16 protein-coding genes are annotated in these 14,992 nt (G+C 64.4%); 11 read left to right on the forward strand and 5 right to left on the reverse strand.

The window, feature by feature from the left end:
* Positions 1 to 111: 111 nt before the first annotated feature.
* Positions 112 to 1,257, reverse strand: a complete 1,146-nt coding sequence (locus ACWHXP_RS23990; protein WP_489623892.1) for a DUF3108 domain-containing protein — start codon at positions 1,255 to 1,257, stop codon at positions 112 to 114.
* A 110-nt stretch (positions 1,258 to 1,367) separates the two neighbouring features.
* Between ACWHXP_RS23990 and ACWHXP_RS23995 the strand changes: the two genes are divergently transcribed.
* The 4 genes from ACWHXP_RS23995 (at position 1,368) to rfaE2 (ending at position 5,173) form a co-directional block, all read left to right on the forward strand.
* Entirely contained in the window at positions 1,368 to 2,672 is a 1,305-nt protein-coding gene (locus tag ACWHXP_RS23995; RefSeq protein ID WP_252696487.1) for a branched-chain amino acid ABC transporter substrate-binding protein, read from the forward strand.
* A gap of 29 nt (positions 2,673 to 2,701) precedes the next feature.
* Positions 2,702 to 3,574 carry a PhaM family polyhydroxyalkanoate granule multifunctional regulatory protein gene (locus ACWHXP_RS24000; protein WP_489634879.1) on the forward strand — a complete coding sequence of 291 codons (873 nt, stop codon included), beginning with the start codon at positions 2,702 to 2,704 and terminating at the stop codon, positions 3,572 to 3,574.
* Between the two features lie 137 nt (positions 3,575 to 3,711).
* Positions 3,712 to 4,566, forward strand: a complete 855-nt coding sequence (locus ACWHXP_RS24005) for a ferritin family protein (protein ID WP_034331293.1) — start codon at positions 3,712 to 3,714, stop codon at positions 4,564 to 4,566.
* 124 nt (positions 4,567 to 4,690) lie between these two features.
* Positions 4,691 to 5,173, forward strand: a complete 483-nt coding sequence (rfaE2, locus tag ACWHXP_RS24010) for a D-glycero-beta-D-manno-heptose 1-phosphate adenylyltransferase (protein WP_034331294.1) — start codon at positions 4,691 to 4,693, stop codon at positions 5,171 to 5,173.
* Between the two features lie 78 nt (positions 5,174 to 5,251).
* On the opposite strand, the gene ACWHXP_RS24015 is transcribed toward rfaE2, so the two are convergent.
* Positions 5,252 to 5,770 carry a copper chaperone PCu(A)C gene (locus ACWHXP_RS24015; protein ID WP_259433368.1) on the reverse strand — a complete coding sequence of 173 codons (519 nt, stop codon included), beginning with the start codon at positions 5,768 to 5,770 and terminating at the stop codon, positions 5,252 to 5,254.
* A gap of 88 nt (positions 5,771 to 5,858) precedes the next feature.
* On the reverse strand, positions 5,859 to 6,245 hold the full coding sequence (locus tag ACWHXP_RS24020) for a DUF2946 family protein (RefSeq protein WP_489634878.1): 387 nt from the start codon (positions 6,243 to 6,245) through the stop codon (positions 5,859 to 5,861).
* A gap of 211 nt (positions 6,246 to 6,456) precedes the next feature.
* Here ACWHXP_RS24020 and ACWHXP_RS24025 point away from each other — a divergent pair, with 211 nt between their 5' ends.
* From ACWHXP_RS24025 to ACWHXP_RS24040, 4 genes are all read left to right on the forward strand, one after another.
* Positions 6,457 to 7,437, forward strand: coding sequence for an ABC transporter substrate-binding protein (locus tag ACWHXP_RS24025; protein WP_034331297.1), 981 nt, complete (start codon positions 6,457 to 6,459; stop codon positions 7,435 to 7,437).
* Positions 7,438 to 7,587: 150 nt separating this feature from the next.
* Positions 7,588 to 8,559, forward strand: a complete 972-nt coding sequence (locus ACWHXP_RS24030; RefSeq protein ID WP_343742682.1) for an ABC transporter substrate-binding protein — start codon at positions 7,588 to 7,590, stop codon at positions 8,557 to 8,559.
* Positions 8,560 to 8,701: 142 nt separating this feature from the next.
* Positions 8,702 to 9,595, forward strand: coding sequence for an ABC transporter permease (locus ACWHXP_RS24035; protein WP_489634877.1), 894 nt, complete (start codon positions 8,702 to 8,704; stop codon positions 9,593 to 9,595).
* Between the two features lies 1 nt (position 9,596).
* Positions 9,597 to 10,391, forward strand: a complete 795-nt coding sequence (locus ACWHXP_RS24040; protein ID WP_034331301.1) for an ABC transporter ATP-binding protein — start codon at positions 9,597 to 9,599, stop codon at positions 10,389 to 10,391.
* A 61-nt stretch (positions 10,392 to 10,452) separates the two neighbouring features.
* On the opposite strand, the gene ACWHXP_RS24045 is transcribed toward ACWHXP_RS24040, so the two are convergent.
* Positions 10,453 to 10,935, reverse strand: a complete 483-nt coding sequence (locus ACWHXP_RS24045) for a tRNA (cytidine(34)-2'-O)-methyltransferase (RefSeq protein ID WP_489634875.1) — start codon at positions 10,933 to 10,935, stop codon at positions 10,453 to 10,455.
* Positions 10,936 to 10,972: 37 nt separating this feature from the next.
* Complete coding sequence (locus ACWHXP_RS24050; RefSeq protein WP_489634874.1) at positions 10,973 to 11,824, reverse strand: double zinc ribbon domain-containing protein; 852 nt, start codon at positions 11,822 to 11,824, stop codon at positions 10,973 to 10,975.
* Between the two features lie 136 nt (positions 11,825 to 11,960).
* On the opposite strand from ACWHXP_RS24050, the gene ACWHXP_RS24055 reads away from it, so the two are divergent.
* From ACWHXP_RS24055 to coxB, 3 genes are all read left to right on the forward strand, one after another.
* Positions 11,961 to 12,905 carry a methyltransferase domain-containing protein gene (locus ACWHXP_RS24055; protein WP_489634873.1) on the forward strand — a complete coding sequence of 315 codons (945 nt, stop codon included), beginning with the start codon at positions 11,961 to 11,963 and terminating at the stop codon, positions 12,903 to 12,905.
* A 426-nt stretch (positions 12,906 to 13,331) separates the two neighbouring features.
* Positions 13,332 to 13,802, forward strand: coding sequence for a DUF2244 domain-containing protein (locus ACWHXP_RS24060; RefSeq protein ID WP_121040498.1), 471 nt, complete (start codon positions 13,332 to 13,334; stop codon positions 13,800 to 13,802).
* Positions 13,803 to 13,824: 22 nt separating this feature from the next.
* Positions 13,825 to 14,985, forward strand: coding sequence for a cytochrome c oxidase subunit II (gene coxB, locus ACWHXP_RS24065; RefSeq protein ID WP_489634872.1), 1,161 nt, complete (start codon positions 13,825 to 13,827; stop codon positions 14,983 to 14,985).
* Positions 14,986 to 14,992 lie beyond the last annotated feature (7 nt).

Below are 14,992 nucleotides of genomic sequence, written 5' to 3' on the forward strand. Positions count from 1 at the left end.
GCCGAGCCATATGAAGGAATACGACCAAAATGCCGGGGGGCGGTTCTGCCGTCCGGGCGCGTAATTGTGCGCAATTGTTTCCGATTTTGACAGGGCTTGCAGGATCTGGTCTTACTGGTCCACCGGTTTGAGGCCCGACAGGTCCAGTTGGGTGTAGTCGCCATTGGGCCGCAGGTCGGTATAGCGCACCCGCACCGGATACCACTCATGCTGCGGGGCCAGCCAGATATCGACGCGGTCGTCATAGGAGCCGGGCTTGGGCTGGCGCACCACATGCCAGGTCTGGACGGTGCCGACGGGCAGCGTCAGGCTTTCCTGGCCCAAGACCTGCACGCGCCAGATTTCGCCATCGCGCACGCCGGCCACGAACAGGTCGATCACCGCGCCCGGCTGGAGCTGGCCGGGATCGCCCCGGCCGATGGCGGCCAGTTGCCAGATCAGGCTGGCGCGGTCCTGTTCGCCGCCCCGGCGCGGGTAGCTGGTGGTGGAGGCGGAAAAACTGACGACGTTGCGTTCGCGATTGAAATGGGTGTTGGTGGCCGACTTGAAGCCCTTCTGTTCCGTATAGAGCTCGGGCGAGACGCCCCAGGCATCAAGCTCGCCCACGCTGGTGAAATTGAGAAGCGTGAAGAACAGCGCCTTGGCCTTGCCTTCCACCTTGTAGTGATCGCCCTCGTTGTGCCAGGCGATGCTGCCGCGGCCGTAGGCCGGCTGCTGGTCCTTGGTGCCGGTGACGTCGTATTCCAGCAGCACGCTGGGCGGGGCGCTGGTCTGGTATTGCTTGCCGGTGGCGGCCTCGGGCGCATCGCCGCTGCCGGTTGCGGTGCTGGCGGTGCCGCTGCCCGGTCCGCTGCCTGGCGACGCCGGGCCCGCAGTTTCCGCAGCGGAGGGCGCTGCGGCCGTTTGCGGCGCTTCCGGGGCAGGCGTGGTGATGCGTTCCACGGTCTCGCGGATAGGCTCGTCTGGCGGTTCGACGGAGGGCTCGGGCGCGCGCCGTGGCTGTGGTGCCGGGCGACTGGCGGGAGTGGACGGTTTGGCCGTCTTCGGTGGTACCGGCTTGGGTGTCGGCAGTGCCACCGGCTGCTCCGGCGGCGGCACCGGGCGCAGTTCCACCGTGATGGCCTGTTCCTGCGTCCGGCCCGGCATCACGATCTGGCGCCGGCCCCAGTCCACCAGCGCGGCGTGCAGTGCCAGGCTCGATGCAATCAGGATCAACAGGCGCGGCCAGCGCCGGGTGGGACGGGAAACTTCGCTCATGCCCGCCAGTGTATCGGATCATGCAAGGAGCGTCGTGGGGGCGCAGGGCAAAGGAGGGCCATTTCAAACAACGTACAATGCGGGTTTTGCCGCTGTCTCTTGCAGAATCGATGAACCTGTCCCTGTCTTTCCGCCTGCCCCTGCGCATGTTCCCGGCCGCCCTGCTGGCGCTGGCCGCCGTTTCCACCCCGGTTTCCAGCGTTGCCGCACCCTTGCCGCCGGTGCGCATCGGCATGATCGATGGCCTCTCCGGTCCTTTCGCCAATGCCGGTGAAGCGGTGGTGCGCAACATCAGCTACGCCATCGAGCGCGTCAATGCGCGCGGCGGCGTGAATCTGCCCGATGGCAAGCACCTGCTGCAGCTCTCCACCTTCGACAACAAGCTGGGCGTGGAAGACTCGCTGGTGCAGTTCCGCCAGTTGACGGACGAGCGCATTCCCTTCCTGATCGAAGGCAACAGCTCGGCCGTGGCTGCGGCCTTGATCGATGCGGTCAACAAGCACAACCAGCGCGAGCCGGACCGGCGCGTGCTGTTCCTGAATTATTCGGCGGTCGATCCCACGCTGACCAACGAGAAATGCAGCTTCTGGCATTTCCGTTTCGATGCCAGTGCCGACATGCGCATGCAGGCCCTGACCGAAGCCATCAAGGCTGATCCGGCGACCAAAAAGGTCTACCTGATCGGCCAGGACTACAGCTTCGGCCGCCAGGTCGCCAAGGCCGCGCGCGAGCAGATCACGGCCAAGCGGCCCGATATCGCCATCGTCGGCGACGAGCTGCATCCCATCGGCAAGATCAAGGATTTCGCCCCCTACATCGCCAAGATGCGCAGCGCCGGGGCCGACGCCGTCATCACCGGCAACTGGGGCAATGACCTGACGCTGCTCGTGAAGGCTGCACGTGATGCGGGCTTCAAGGCCAAGTTCTACACCTTCTATGCCAACAGCCTGGGCGCGCCTGCGGCCATCGGTGATGCGGGTGTGGGCGTGGTGCGTGCGGTGGCGGAATGGCATCCCAATGCCGGCGGAAATCCGGGCTCGCCCAGCGACGCCTACTACCAGGAATTCCGCAAGCGCTATCCGCAGCCCAAGGACGATTACCTCTACCTGCGCATGCAGGTGATGATCGACATGCTGGTCAAGGCCATCGAGAAAGCCAGGAGCACCGATCCCAAGGCGGTTGCATATGCATTGGAAGGCGCGCATTATCAGAACGCCTTCCACGAGGCGACCTTGCGGGCCGAGGATCACCAGCTGATCCAGCCGCTCTACCTGATGCAGATGCAGCGCGCCGACAGTGGCGGCATCCGCTTCGACAATGAGGGCAGCGGCTTCGGATTCCGTACCGAGCGCTTCATCCCGGCCGAGCAGACCGCACTGCCGAGCACGTGCCGGATGCAGCGCCCGCCACGCTGAGCACGACACCACAACAAGAGGAGCGATCAATGTTGAACCATGAGCAGATGCCGGGCGCAGGCTCGGTAGCCGATACCATCGATTTCATGAAGAAGATGTGGAGCAGCATGGGCGCCCCCGCGATGGCCACGCCTTCGCTGTCGGTGGAGGACATCAACAAGAAGATCAGCGACCTGAAGACCGTGGCCTCCTGGCTGGAGCTGAACCTGAACATGCTCAAGGCCACCATCCAGACCCTGGAAGTGCAGAGCGCGACCCTCTCCACCCTGCAGGCCATGAGCGAGATCATGGCCTCGCGCGGCACGCCCCAGGCCGAGGCCCCGGCGGAGGAAGAGGGCAGCGCGGCCCCGGCTTTCCCCTTCGGTTTCCCGATGTGGCCGGGAGCAGGTGCCCAGCCCGAAGAAACGCCTGAAGAAGAGGAAGAGCCTGCTTCCGTGCCTGAAGTTGCAGAGGAGCAAGCCGCTGCGCCGCAGGCCGATGCCGAGCCTGCTGCAGAAGCCGAGGGCAGTGCTCCGCCGGCGCCGGATTTCCAGTCCGCCATCGCCAATCCCAATGCCTGGTGGAATGTGTTGCAGGAGCAATTCAAGCATGCCGTCGGCAACGCCCTGGCCGGTGGCCTGGCTGAGCAGGAACCGCTGTTGAAGCCCGCCAAGCCGCCCAAGCCCGAGAAGGCTCCTAAGCGTAGCGAAAATAAGACAGTTGCCCCCAAGCCCAAGGCAGGCGCCAAAGCCAAGCCTGCTGGCGCTCCCAAGCCGGCCAAGGGAGCCAAGACGGCGCCGAAGAAGCCAGCGGTCAAGAAAGCGCCCAAGCGTGCGGAAAATACGAGCGCGCCCGCCCGGACGGCTGTTGTACAATCCCGGCAAAACAAGAAGCCAGCCTCCCGCAAGCCAAATTCCCCCTGATCCTCGCCATGGCAGAGCCTGGCCCCGGGCGCAGCCGCGCCGGGTCTCTGTCATATTGCTGAAACCTGACCGTTTTAGTATGGATCGGGAAAATCTTGTTAAAATCAAACACTTAACGCATATAGGCACATACTGAGATGCTGTACCCAGAATTGTTCAAATCGCTAGAGCAGGTCCGTTGGAATATGGATAAGGATATTCCCTGGGACAAGTTCGACGCTTCCTTGCTCACCGACGAACAGGCGCAGACCATCCGCATGAACGCCATCACGGAATGGTCGGCGCTGCCGGCTACCGAGATGTTCCTGCGCGACAATCGCGGGGACAGCGATTTCTCGGCATTCATGTCGGTATGGTTCTTCGAGGAACAGAAGCACTCGCTGGTGCTGATGGAATACCTGCGCCGCTTCCGCCCGGACCTGTGCCCGACCGAAGAGGAACTGCACAACGTGCGCTTCGAGTTCGATCCCGCCCCGCCGCTGGAAACCCTGATGCTGCACTTCTGCGGCGAGATCCGCCTGAACCACTGGTACCGCTGTGCCGCCGACTGGCACACCGAGCCGGTCATCAAGCAGATCTACAAGATCATCAGCCAGGACGAAGCCCGCCACGGCGGCGCCTACCTGCGCTACATGAAGAAGGCCCTGAACGAAGTGGGCGACAAGGCCCGTGCCGCCTTCGCCAAGATCGGCGTGTTGATGGCCTCGGCGCGCCGCACCGAGAAGCCGCTGCACCCGACCAACCTGCACGTGAACCAGGCGCTGTTCCCCAACGACACCGTCCAGAGCCGCCTGCCGGATCCGGAATGGCTGGAACGCTGGCTGGACAACCAGATCAAGTTCGACGGCGAGTGGGAAAAGAAGGTCGTGGACCGCATCCTGCACAACATGTCGCTGCTGTTCGAAAGGACCTTCAGCAACGTGCAGGAGCTGAACCGCTACCGCAAGGAAGTGACCCAGCGCATCCTGCCGCCGGGTACGGCGGCCGCCTGACAGGGAAAAATCCTTCACAGGCAGCAAGGCAGTACAATCACGAAAGCCGCAACCCAGGTTGCGGCTTTTTTCATGCTGCACTCAGCAATCAATCACCCGCTTACCCGAACCGATCCCGATCAAGATGGCCGACTTCGAATCCAAACTCTGTACCCGCGACGAACTCCAGCAGCGCGTAGCGCAATTGCCCAAGCCGGTGGTGATGACCAATGGCGTCTTCGACATCCTGCATCGCGGCCACGTGACCTACCTGGCGCAGGCCCGCGCCCAGGGTGCGTCGCTGGTGGTGGCAGCCAATACCGATGCCTCCGTCAAGCGCCTGGGCAAGGGCGATGACCGTCCCATCAACACCTGCGAAGACCGCATGGCGGTACTGGCGGCGCTGGAATCGGTGTCGCTGGTAGTCCCCTTCGATGAAGACACGGCGCTGGAAGCCGTGCAGCAGGCGCGTCCGGAGATCTACGTCAAGGGCGGCGACTACGACATGCACGCCATCCCCGAAGGCCAGGCCGTGGCGGCTTATGGCGGCCAGGTGCTGTCGATTGCCTTCGAACATGACCGCTCCACCACCAAGCTGCTGGCCAAGGTGCGCAAGCTGGCCGGCTGATCGCGGTACGCTGCAAACGACAAGGCCGGCAGGAGCATCGCTCGCTGCCGGCCTTGCCGTTTCAGGCTGCCCGGTGGATCAGTGGTGCATGTGGCCCTTCATGTCCTTCATGTCATCCTTGCCCGCCGCTGCCGCATTGCGGTCCTCGACGTTGAAGGTCACGTCGACCTTGCCCGCCTTCTCGAAGGTCAGCGTGGCCGGCACCTTCTCTCCCGCCTGCAGCGGCTTGGACAGGCCCATCAGCATGATGTGGTAGCCATTGCCCGGCTGCATGGTGATCTTCTGGCCGGGTTTGACTTCCAGACCGCCCTCGACTTCGCGCATCTTCATGACGTTGCCTTCCATGGCCATGGTGTGGATTTCACCCGACTTGGCCACCGGCGAGGACACGCCCACCAGGCGATCCGGCGCGCTGCCCTTGTTCTCGATGCTCACGTAGGCACCGGCGGCCGGCTGGCCGGGAACCGTCGCGCGGGCGTAGGGATGGCCGATTTCCAGCTGGCCCAGCTTGTATTCATGGGCCTGTGACAGCGGGGCGGCAGCCAGCAGGGCGGAGGTGATGGCCAGGGTGGCCAGCTTTTGGACGAAATGCTTCATATCAATGATTCCTGGTTGTCTTGTTCATGTCTGGAATGCGGGCGCGCGGCCTGCATGGGTGGGCGCAAAGGCCCGGGGGACGGCGGGTTCAGGCCGGTGGTGCACGGGCCCGCGGCGAACCCGGTGCCAGGCTGAGCGGACGCAGGCGTAGCGCGGTGCCGGCCAGCGGATAGCTGATGCCCGGCAGGACCGTAGTATCGAAGGAAGCATCCGCTGCCGGCGTGGCCGCCTGGCCGCCGCAACAGAGCGGGCAATGGCTGGCCGCCAGATGCACCGGTGCATTGCCGGAAGCGCCGCCGCCCACGCTGCAGATGGCCATGGCCGGACTGTCGCGCAGGGTGCGCGCGGCGGCCTGCTGCCACCAGGGCGCAGCCACCATCGCCAGCAGCAGCGCCAGGCTGGTCCACACCTGCAGGCGCAGCCAGGGGCGGCGCAAGGCAAGTCGTGTGGGGGAGGGGCGCAGGCGGGAAGACATGGGGCCTGATTATAGCGCCCGTCGCCCTTTTTGCCCGGCGCGCTGCTTGATCCCGATCAGGGGATGTCCCGCAATGCGAGCCGCCCGGCACGCCTGCCAGCGCGGGCGGCGGCGGTCCTTCATGCAAATTGATTGTTGACAGGCGCTAGGCTAGACTTAGCGTCTTTTCGGGTTTTTGGGTTTTCGTTCACATTTTTCCAAGGGAGACTGCATGTCCTACACCAACAAGCTGACACTGCGCGCGATGGTCGCCGCCCTGTCCCTGGCTGCCGTCTGCGCAGCCCCGGCCATGGCTGCCGACAAATCGGTTGCCGTGACCGCCATCGTCGAACACCCGGCCTTGGACGCCGTGCGTGACGGCGTGAAGGACGAGCTGAAGGAAGAAGGCTTTGAAGCCGGCAAGAACCTGAAGTGGGAATACCAGAGCGCCCAGGGCAACACCGGCACCGCCGCCCAGATCGCCCGCAAGTTCGTCGGCGACAAGCCCGACGTCATCGTGGCCATCGCCACCCCCTCGGCCCAAGCGCTGGTATCGGCCACCAAGAGCATCCCGGTGGTTTATTCCGGCGTGACCGATCCGGTGGCCGCGCAACTGGTGAAGGACTGGAAAGCATCCGGCACCAACGTCACGGGCGTGTCCGACCTGCTGGAACTGGACAAGCAAATCGACCTGATCAAGCGCGTGGTCCCCAACGCCAAGCGCGTGGGCATGGTCTACAACCCGGGCGAAGCCAACTCCGCCGTGGTGGTCAAGGCCCTGAAGGAACTGCTGGCCAAGTCCAACATGACCCTGGTGGAAGCCGCCGCACCCCGTTCGGTGGACGTCGGTTCGGCCGCCAAGAGCCTGATCGGCAAGGTCGACGTGATCTACACCAACACTGACAACAACGTGGTGTCGGCCTATGAAGCGCTGGTCAAGGTCGGCAACGACGCCAAGATCCCGCTGGTGGCCTCCGACACCGACAGCGTCAAGCGCGGCGCCATCGCTGCCCTGGGCGTGAACTATTACGACCTGGGCCGCCAGACCGGCAAGGTGGTCGGACGCATTCTCAAGGGTGAAAAGCCGGGCGACATCGCCTCGGCCACCAGCAGCAAGCTGGAACTGTTCGTCAACACCGCCGCCGCCCAGAAGCAGGGCGTGACCCTGTCGCCGGAACTGGTGAGCTCGGCCAAGACCGTCATCAAGCAATAAACCAGGGTTCGCCTGAAGATCCCGCTGCCATGCGGGATCTTCCGTATCTGGCCGCAACAACGCAGCAACGTAGCAAGATCTGCCCATACGCATAACGGGCCCGGTCGAGAGGAACGCCGAGGCCTGACCACCATGAACGAGGAGAGGACCATGTTTGCAGTATCGAAGTCATTGCGCGCCATCGCCGGCGCGCTCGCCCTGAGCGCCATCTGCGCGTCGGCCCTGGCCGCCGAGAAGGTGGTGGCCATCACCTCCTTCGTCGAACACCCGGCGCTGGACGCCGTGCGGGACGGTACCAAGGATGAACTGATCGCCGAGGGCTTCGAGCCCGGCAAGAATCTGAAGTGGGATTTCCAGAGCGCCCAGGCCAATGCCGGTACGGCCGGCCAGATCGCCAAGAAGTTCGTGGGGGACAACCCCGACGTGATCGTGGCCATCGGCACCCCGTCGGCGCAGCCGATGGTGGCCGCGACCAAGAGCATCCCCATCGTCTACTCGGCCATCGCCGATCCCATGGCCGCGCAGCTGGTCAAGGACTGGAAGCCGTCCGGCACCAACGTGACGGGCCTGTCGCACATGCTGGACCCGGTCAAGCAGGTCGAGATCATCAAGCGCGTGGTGCCCGAGGCCAAGCGTGTGGGCGTGGTTTACAATCCGGGCGAAGCCAATTCCGTGTCGGCCCTGAACAACCTCAAGGGCGAGCTGCAGAAAGCCGGCCTGACCCTGGTGGAAGCCGCCGCCCCCCGTTCGGTGGACGTGGCCCCGGCCGCCAAGAGCCTGATCGGCAAGATCGACGTGATGTACACCACCACCGACAACAACGTGGTCTCGGTCTTCGAGTCGCTGGCCAAGGTCTGCAATGACGCCAGGATCCCGCTGATCGCCTCCGACACCGGCAGCGTCAAGCGCGGTGCCGTGGCCGCCCTGGGCGTGAACTTCTACGACATGGGCCGCCAGACCGGCAAGGTCGTGGCCCGTATCCTGAAGGGCGAGAAGGCCGGCGAGATCGCTTCGTCGCCGGTCAAGAATCTTGAGCTGTACGTCAATACCTCGGCGGCGCAGAAGCAGGGCGTGACCCTGTCGCCGGAGTTTTTGAAGTCGGCCACCAAGGTCCTCAACTGAAACAGAGCATGACCGCAGTCTGATTCGTCGGCCATGCACCGCCGGCGCGGCACCACCCGTGCAGCGCCGGCGCCACGCAGAAGACATTCGGCATTGGCGTACCGCGCCGTGCCGAATGTGTTTTTTTTAGAAAGTCCTTTTTATGTCGCTGTATACCCTCCTGGGCGCCCTGGAGATCGGCCTGATCTTCAGTCTGGTGGCCCTCGGCGTGCTGATTTCCTTCCGCATCCTGGTGTTCCCTGACCTGACCGTCGACGGCAGCTTCCCGCTGGGCGGTGCCGTGGCCGCCACCATGATCGCAGCCGGTTTCAATCCCTTCCTCGCCACCTTCGTCGCGCTGCTGGCCGGTGCGCTGGCCGGTTTCATCACCGCCTGGCTGAACGTGCGCCTGAAGATCATGGACCTGCTGGCCAGTATCCTCATGATGATCGCGCTGTACTCGATCAACCTGCGCGTCATGGGCAAGCCCAACGTGCCGCTCATTTCCGAGCCGACCATCTTCACCATCCTGCAGCCGGGCTCGATTCCCGACTACGTGGCCCGACCGCTGATCCTGCTGGTGGTGGTGACTGGCGCCAAGCTGCTGCTGGACTGGTTCTTCTCTTCCGAGATCGGCCTGGCCATGCGCGCCACCGGCGCCAATGCCCGCATGGCGCGTGCCCAAGGCATCGCCACCGGCCGCGCGACGCTGGCCGGCATGGCCCTGGCCAATGCCCTGGTGGCCCTGGCCGGTGCCCTGTTTGCGCAGACCCAGGGCGGTTCCGACATCTCCATGGGCATCGGTACCATCGTCATCGGCCTGGCTGCCGTCATCATCGGCGAGAACATCCTGCCGGCGCGCCGCCTGGTGTGGACCACGCTGGCGGTGATCCTGGGCGCGATCCTGTATCGCTTCTTCATTGCCCTGGCGCTCAACAGCGACTTCGTCGGCTTGCAGGCGCAGGACCTGAACCTGGTGACGGCCGTGCTGGTGATGCTGGCGCTGGTGCTGCCCATGGGCAAGCGCAAACTGAAACTGCTGAGAAAGGGAGCCTGAAATGTTGAAAGCCACCGATCTCAAGATCACCTTCAATCCCGGCACGCCCATCGAGAACCCGGCCCTGCGCGGCCTCTCGCTGGAAATCCCGACCGGCCAGTTCGTGGCCGTGATCGGCTCCAATGGCGCCGGCAAGTCGACCTTCCTCAACGCCATCTCCGGTGATCTGCTGGTCGATACCGGCAAGATCGAAATCGACGGCACCGACGTCACCCGCAAGCAGGCGTGGGATCGCGCCGGCATGGTGGCGCGCGTGTTCCAGGATCCGATGGCCGGTACCTGCGAGGCGCTGACCATCGAGGAGAACATGGCGCTGGCGATGGCCCGTGGCCGCCGCCGCGGCTTCAACTTCGCCATTCGTGGCAAGATGCGCGAGCTGTTCCGCGAGAAGCTGGCCATCCTCAACCTGGGCCTGGAGAATCGCCTCACCGACCGTATCGGCCTGCTCTCGGGCGGCCAGCGCCAGGCGGTGAGCCTGTTGATGGCTTCGCTGCAGCCTTCGCGCATCCTGCTGCTCGATGAACACACGGCCGCGCTGGACCCGAAGACGGCCGCCTTCGTGCTGGAACTGACGGCCAAGATCGTCTCCGAGGCCAAGCTGACCACCATGATGGTGACCCACAGCATGCGCCAGGCGCTGGACTACGGCGACCGTACCGTGATGCTGCACCAGGGCCGCGTGGTGCTGGATGTCTCCGGCCCCGAACGCGCCGGGCTGGACGTGCCGGACCTGCTCAAGATGTTCGAGCAGACGCGCGGCGAGAAGCTCTCGGACGACGCCCTGTTGCTGGGCTGATCTGCCCTGCCAACGAAAACGGCTCCCTCGGGAGCCGTTTTTTCATGGGCGCAGCGGATCGTCAGCTGCCACCGTCATAGCCATTCTGCCGCCAGGCTTCATACACCACCACCGCCACCGTATTGGAGAGGTTGATGCTGCGATTGCCCGGCCGCATCGGCAGACGGATGCGCTGTGCCGTGGGGAAGGATTCACGCCGCTCCGGTGCCAGCCCGCGCGTTTCCGAGCCGAACACGAAGGTGTCGCCCGGACGGAAGGCCAGGCCGGCAAAGGGCGTGGACCCATGCGTGGTCATGGCGAACATGCGCGCCTCATCGAACTGCGGATCCTGGCGGCGATGGGCCAGGAACTGGTCCCAGTCCTTGTGCACCTGCATGTTGGCGTATTCGTGGTAATCCAGCCCGGCGCGCCGCATCTTGGCGTCATCGAGCGGGAAGCCGAGCGGCTCCACCAGGTGCAGTTGCACGCCGGTATTGGCGCACAGGCGGATGATGTTGCCGGTATTGGGAGGGATCTCCGGCTCGACCAGGACGACGTGGAACAAACAATTCTCCTGCTATGTAAAGGATGGCCGGCCCGCTTCAGGTCGGCAGGGTGCGCGCAAAGACCAGGTTGGTCACGCGCCGGGCGCCGTGCCGCTTGAGCACGATCGCCACTTCATTCAAGGTCGCGCCGGTGGTCATGACATCGTCGACGATGCCCACATGCAGCCCGCGCACCTGGTCCATGGCCGCGAACGGCAGGGCGAAGGCCGAACGCACGTTGCGCGCGCGAGCCCCGACCGGCAGGGCCGACTGGGCATCGGTTTCCTTCTTGCGTTCCAGCAGGCGCGGCTGCACCGGGATGTCCATCAGCTTGCCCAGCGGCCGGGCAATTTCCAGCGCCTGGTTGAAGCCGCGTTCCTGCAATCGCGCCAATCCCAGCGGCACCGGGGCCAGCAAGACCGGCATCGGCAGCTGCACGTCGCTGCCCGGCACCGGATTGCGGCGCGTGGCATCGAAGATCAATCGCGCCAGCAGCGGTGCCAGGCGCAGGTCGCCGCCGAACTTCAGGGCCAGCGCCAGCTGGTCGGACGGGGCGAAATAATCGGTGGCCACGATGGTGGCGTCGAAGGCCGGGCGGTCCTTGAGGCAGGCACCGCAGCGCAGTTCCTTGCCGGTGACCGGCATGGGCAGGGCGCACTGGATGCAGCGGCGGTGCTGGCGCGTGTAGAAACGCTTGTGGCAGGGCGCGCAGAGAGTCTCGCGTCCGGCCGCGCCGCACAGCGCGCAGGACGACGGCAACAGTTGCGGCATATGGGCCAGCAGGCGCTGCAGCCAGCCGGGGCCGGATGGCTTGCCCGGCCGGGCCGGCTTGCCGCCGACGGCGCGATAGGCGGTGCCAGGCTTGGCCTGGGGCGATGGTGCAGCGGGTTTGGGGGATTTGAGATCCATGCGAGGTGCGCCCGGGAAAAATGGATTTCGACTAAACTACGCGCATTATCGCATCAGCCCCGTGGATCGGCGCCCCTCTGCTGGCCGCCCGAGCTTGCCACGCTGCTGCGCAGTCCATCTTCCTGTTCCGTTGCCCATGTCCCTGCCGCCCCCTTCTGCCAGCGCCAAGCTGAGTGCTCCCATCGACCTGCCCCTGGTGCGCCGCCGTTTCGGCCAGCCCCAGCGCGTGGCCGAATCCGATTTCCTGCGCCGCGAAGTCTCGGCCCGCATGCAGGAGCGCCTGGCCCTGGTGAAAATCGCCCCGCGTGAAGTCTTGGACGCCGGATGCGGCGAAGGGGCCGACCTGCCGGTGCTGCAGAAACGCTATCCGGAGGCGCAGGTGATCGGTCTGGACGGCGCCTACGGCATGCTGGCCAAGGCCGCCGACCACCAGCGCGGCGCGCAGACGGCCATGAACCGCCTGTTCGGCTCCATCAACAAGTGGCTCGGTTCCGGTCCGGGTGCCGGCGGGCCGGAACTGGCCTGCGCCGACTTCGCCAGCCTGCCGCTGGGCGCCAACGCGCTGGACTTGGTCTGGTCCAACCTGGCCCTGCACTGGCATCCCCAGCCCGACCGCGTGTTTGCCGAGTGGCGGCGCGTGCTGCGGGTGGAGGGCCTGCTGATGTTTTCCTGCTTCGGCCCCGATACCCTGCGCGAAGTGCGCAGCGCCTTCGAACAAATCGATCTTGCACCGCACACCTTGCCCTTCGTCGACATGCACGACTTCGGCGACATGCTGGTCAATGCCGGTTTTTCCACACCGGTGATGGACATGGAAACCATCACCGTCACCTACGAAACGCCCCAGCGCCTGCTGGAAGACGTGCGCGCCTGGGGTGGCAATCCGCTGGAATCGCGGCGCCGCAGCATGATGAGCCGCAGCCAGTACCAGCGCCTGCTGGCGGCCTTCGAGGCCATGCGCAAGCCCGACGGCAAGATCCCGCTGACCTTCGAGGTCGTCTACGGCCACGCCTTCCGTCCGGTGCCCAAGACCACCGCGGCCGGCGAGAGCATCATTCGCTTCGAACGCCCGCCGCGATAGTCGAAACTTCATATAAGGCTTAGTCGCCCAGCTCTATCTGGCCTGCCAGATAGTTGCTGTATCGTTACGCCCTGCCTGTTCCTGCCGAAGCCTTCATATCGCCGCAAAGCCGCGCCCCTGGCGGCTCTGCTGCCGCTATCCCGGCCCGCCGGACAGCCCGCAGGCGCCACCGTTGTCAATGCGGCGGTGCGTGCTTGATCCATGGCGACGTTAGCCCTTATACTCAAATGGGTAAAAAAATTCACACAAAGAAATTCCAGTACGAACGAATAGCAAGAATAAATAAAGACCGCAAAACGGATAGCCACGGAGTGCGCCCCACGCAAGACGGCCCCCGGCAAGAACGGGCTGGCCCGCATCCAGTGAGCATCCCCTGCGGTAAGAGACAGAGACACGCTCGACCGACAATCATGCTGGCGAGGTGCCATGGAGACGCGGGAATGGATATTGAAGCGCAATTGTTCGATTGCGCCACGCCAGCTGGCGTGGGTCTTCGCAGTCCTTTGTACGGTTTCACTCACGGTCGCGCTGGGCTTCACGCTGCGCGGCGCTTGGATCATCCTGGTTTTTTCATGCATTGAACTGGTAGCGGTGGGCGCGGCCATGCTGGTCTACGCCCGTCACGCCACCGATCGCGAAGTGCTGGTGCTGGCCGATCATGGCCTGGAGGTGGAAGTCATCCAGGGTAGTCGTTCGCACCGCAGCAGCTTGCAGTTGCATGGCATGCGCATCGCTTTTCCTGTGGGCCGGCAGTCGCTGGTGGCCCTGGAAAGCCGGGGGCAGCGCGTGGAAATTGGCCGGTTCATGAGCTTGTGGCAGCGGCGCGCTTTGGTGCAGGAGCTGCAACAGGAACTGGCCGCCAGGGGTGGCGGGGTGGCAGCACTCTCATTCTTATAATTTTGGGCTTTTGAGGAAATCCATGAAACTTGCGAAGCGCCTTCAATCCTTGACCCTCGGTGCCTCGCTGCTGGCGGCCGGCTTGCCGGCCTGGGCAGTGGTGGATAGTCCGGGCGGACCGGCCGTGCTGCAGATGAATTTCCAGCCACCGGTGACCAAGATCGCCGAGCAGATCTATGACCTGCACATCCTGATGCTGATCATCTGCCTGGTCATCTTCGTGGCGGTCTTCGGGGTGATGTTCTATTCCATCATCAAGCACCGCAAGTCGGTCGGCCACAAGGCCGCGTCCTTCCACGAAAGCACGACCGTGGAAATCGCCTGGACCGTGGTGCCCTTCCTGATCGTCATCGGCATGGCCCTGCCGGCCACCAAGACCGTGGTGGCCATGAAGGACACCTCCAACGCCGACCTCACCATCAAGGTCACCGGCATGCAGTGGAAGTGGGGGTATGACTATCTCAAGGGCGATGGTGAGGGCATCTCCTTCCTCTCCAGCCTGGCCACGCCGCGCGAGCAGGTCACCGATCCTACCCTGAAGAAAAACGACAACTACCTGATCGAAGTCGACAATCCGGTGGTGGTGCCCGTCAACAAGAAGGTGCGCATCGTTACCACCGCCAATGACGTGATCCACTCCTGGACCATCCCCGCCTTCGGCGTGAAGCAGGATGCGATTCCCGGCTTCGTGCGCGACACCTGGTTCCGCGCCGAGAAGATCGGTACCTATCGCGGCCAGTGCGTGGAATTGTGCGGCAAGGATCACGCCTTCATGCCCATCGTGGTCAACGTGGTCAGTGATGACGACTACAAGAAATGGGTCGAGGGCAAGAAGAAGGAAATGGCCGCCAAGGCCGACGATCCCAGCAAGGTCTGGACGGTGGATGAGCTCAAGCAGCGCGGCGAGAAGGTCTATGCAGCCAACTGCGTGGCCTGCCACCAGGCCAACGGCAAGGGCGTGCCGGGAGCCTTCCCGGCGCTGGACGGCAGTGCCGTGGTCAATGGCCCCAAGGATGGCCAGATCCACATCCTGCTCAACGGCAAGAACGCCATGCCGGCCTGGAAGGGTGTCTTGAACGACACCGAAATCGCCGCCGTGATCACTTACACGCGCAACAGCTGGTCCAACAAGGCCCAGGAAAACATCGTGCAGCCGGCCGAAATCCTGGCCGCCCGCAAGTAATCGTTTG

This window comes from Herbaspirillum sp. Her2, assembly GCF_057961375.1.

Bases quoted from the DNA above. Each gene is read 5' to 3' on its own strand.
- ACWHXP_RS23995 (WP_252696487.1), top strand. From the start codon at position 1,368: ATGAACCTGTCCCTGTCTTTCCGCCTGCCCCTGCGCATGTTCCCGGCC.
- ACWHXP_RS24000 (WP_489634879.1), top strand. From the start codon at position 2,702: ATGTTGAACCATGAGCAGATGCCGGGCGCAGGCTCGGTAGCCGATACC.
- ACWHXP_RS24025 (WP_034331297.1), top strand. From the start codon at position 6,457: ATGTCCTACACCAACAAGCTGACACTGCGCGCGATGGTCGCCGCCCTG.
- ACWHXP_RS23990 (WP_489623892.1), bottom strand. From the start codon at position 1,257: ATGAGCGAAGTTTCCCGTCCCACCCGGCGCTGGCCGCGCCTGTTGATC.
- ACWHXP_RS24050 (WP_489634874.1), bottom strand. From the start codon at position 11,824: ATGGATCTCAAATCCCCCAAACCCGCTGCACCATCGCCCCAGGCCAAG.
- ACWHXP_RS24035 (WP_489634877.1), top strand. From the start codon at position 8,702: ATGTCGCTGTATACCCTCCTGGGCGCCCTGGAGATCGGCCTGATCTTC.
- coxB (WP_489634872.1), top strand. From the start codon at position 13,825: ATGAAACTTGCGAAGCGCCTTCAATCCTTGACCCTCGGTGCCTCGCTG.
- ACWHXP_RS24040 (WP_034331301.1), top strand. From the start codon at position 9,597: ATGTTGAAAGCCACCGATCTCAAGATCACCTTCAATCCCGGCACGCCC.
- ACWHXP_RS24015 (WP_259433368.1), bottom strand. From the start codon at position 5,770: ATGAAGCATTTCGTCCAAAAGCTGGCCACCCTGGCCATCACCTCCGCC.
- rfaE2 (WP_034331294.1), top strand. From the start codon at position 4,691: ATGGCCGACTTCGAATCCAAACTCTGTACCCGCGACGAACTCCAGCAG.
- ACWHXP_RS24030 (WP_343742682.1), top strand. From the start codon at position 7,588: ATGTTTGCAGTATCGAAGTCATTGCGCGCCATCGCCGGCGCGCTCGCC.
- ACWHXP_RS24060 (WP_121040498.1), top strand. From the start codon at position 13,332: ATGGAGACGCGGGAATGGATATTGAAGCGCAATTGTTCGATTGCGCCA.
- ACWHXP_RS24005 (WP_034331293.1), top strand. From the start codon at position 3,712: ATGCTGTACCCAGAATTGTTCAAATCGCTAGAGCAGGTCCGTTGGAAT.
- ACWHXP_RS24055 (WP_489634873.1), top strand. From the start codon at position 11,961: ATGTCCCTGCCGCCCCCTTCTGCCAGCGCCAAGCTGAGTGCTCCCATC.
- ACWHXP_RS24020 (WP_489634878.1), bottom strand. From the start codon at position 6,245: ATGTCTTCCCGCCTGCGCCCCTCCCCCACACGACTTGCCTTGCGCCGC.